Here is a 2,227-nt window from a genome sequence, read left to right as displayed (position 1 = left end):
GCCGGGTCGTACTGGTGGACGCGGGCGTGCTGGATCGCCTCGAAGGCCAGCCCCGCCTCCTCGGTGATCGGATGGACGTCACCTGTCCACTTGCCGGCCTCGATGTTGCTCAGCACCACTTCCGGGACCCACGCGAGGGCGTCGGTGAACGCCTCCTCGTGCGCCACGCCGTGTTCGTCGACCCACCGGCGTGACACCAGAGCGGGCTCCTCCACGAGGGGGAAGTCCTTGGTCACGATCGCGTAGTACTGGTACTGCCGGTCCATCGGATCCTCGTCACACGTTGGGGGAGACGCACTCCCGGCCGTCGTGGCCGGGAGTGCGTCCGAAGTGGCTGTTACTCGGGCATGGTGGACTTGATGTTGGTCGCGCCCACCGGTGTCTGGATCTCACCGAAGATCAGTGCCGACTGCCGGTCGAGCTCCTCGATCTCCGCAATGATCCTCTGCCGCGCCGCTACCCGCTCCTGCGCGGGGTACTGGTTGAAGTCGACCGCTTCCAGCGCCCGCTTCTGCTCGTAACCCCAGTGCTCGACCTTGTCCTTGGCGTGGAAGCTCTCCGGGGTGTGGAACTGGACCTCGAAGAGCTGGCCGTCCCTGGTCCGGTACGTGACGTTGATACCGGGGTAGTTGCCCTTTCCGGCTTCCTTGCGCACCCAGAAGTTCTTGTGCACCACTTCCTCGAAGTGCTTGGCGAACTCCCACAGCGCGGTCTGCACGCCGAGGGCGTACGTCTCCTTCGAGAAGTTGATCGTGTACCGGACCGCGTCGTTCATCTTCTTCTCGACCTGGTCCGGCGTCAGCTTGGCCGGCATCGGATCGCCGGGCTTCTCCGGGAGGGGGTTCATCTCGGTGTGGAGCTTGCGCTTGTACCCCTCGTAGGGCGGCTTCCCCTTGTCCTTCAGCTCGAAGCCCTGACCGACGCGGGTCGCGGTCGGGATCATCCTGGTGACCTCCTCGACTTTGGCCGTGATCGCCGGCTCCCGGTCCTTGGCCTCGTTCATCTTCCGGTTGGCCCAGGCGTTGTCGGCCGGGTCGAGCCTGACCCTCAGCACCCCGAGGTGCTGACCGGCCTGGTAGCCGAGGTCGATGTCGTGCTCGTAGGAGTTGTCCGGGTTGGTCTTCGGGCCGCCGTCCTCGCCACAGCTCGCCGACGTGATCGACGTCCTCGCCGAGACACCGACGGCGCACGGCTTCGGAGGCTCGACCTTCAGCTTGGCGCCGTCGAGCTTGGCCACGCCGTTCTCGATGCGCAGTGACCCGCCCTCGAGCCGGATGATCGCGCCGTCGACGAGGTTCGGGGTGCCTTCCGGCCGGAGCGTGAACGCCTCCACCCGGTACAGCTGACCGTCGATGACGGCGACGCTGCCGTCGAACTTGGCGTTGCCGTTCTCGAACTTGGCCCTGAGGTTGAGGATCTCGGGCAGTCCGTTCGGCAGCCTGTCGCGGACCGAGTCGTGCAGCTTGACGGCGAAGCTCTCCAGTTCGGCGAGGCTCTTCGAGAGCTTGCCGGAACCGCCGTCGAGCTTGCGGGCCAGTCTGCGGGTGGTCTTCCACGCGGCTCCGCCGACACCGCCCGCCTCGATGGTCGCGATGGTGGCGACGAGGTCGAACATCGTCCCGCCGAGGGCCTTGCCCGGGTTGGTCTGCCACTCGTCGAGGTTGATCCACGTGTACGGGTTGTTGACGGTGTAGACGACCCCGTCCCACATCTGCTTGCACTTGCTCCAGTCACCCGTCGCGCCCAGACCGAGGCACCCGCCGAGTTCCCACACGGCGACGATCGGGCTGACCGCGGCTTCACCGAAGCCCTTGACCGCCTCCCACGCGAAGGAGCCGATCTTCTTCGAGTTCTCGGTCCAGCGCTGGCACGCCTGCTCGTCGTTGCCGGCCGCGCACTTGTAGGCATCGTCGACGTAGTTGCCCGCGGCGTCGATGCCCTGGCCGACCTTTTCCTTGACCTTGCCCAGGAGTTGCTGGCACCGCGCGTCCCAGACGGTCTTGGCGCACCCGAGGACGCCGTTCATGAGTTCGAGCGCCTGGTTGTTCAGCTCCTGGCGCTTGCGCTCGGCCTCCTGCTTGGCGATTTCCTTCGCCTTGTCGTAGCGCTGACGGATGTCGACGACCTGGTTCAGCCGGTCGACGATGGAGTTCTCGAGCGTGTCGAAGTTCTTCGCGATCTGCAGCGCGATGCCGCGGAGCTCCTCGGCTTTCGCCGCGGCCTGGCC

The 2,227-nt window shown here is 66.2% G+C and carries 2 protein-coding genes; both read right to left on the bottom strand.

The genetic code is table 11. The features are described from left to right. Positions 1-266 (bottom strand): hypothetical protein (locus tag B0F77_RS48550; protein WP_158103032.1); only part of this gene is annotated, 266 nt, incomplete at its 3' end. Between the two features lie 71 nt (positions 267-337). Further along, positions 338-2,227 (bottom strand): hypothetical protein (locus B0F77_RS48545; protein WP_211294385.1); only part of this gene is annotated, 1,890 nt, incomplete at its 5' end.

Origin of the sequence: Lentzea kentuckyensis (assembly GCF_002150765.1) — a bacterium.
GTDB classification, from domain to species: Bacteria; Actinomycetota; Actinomycetes; order Mycobacteriales; family Pseudonocardiaceae; genus Lentzea; species Lentzea kentuckyensis.
The sequence above is the reverse complement of the archived record's forward strand: the minus strand, read 5'-3'. Positions and strand labels throughout refer to the sequence as shown.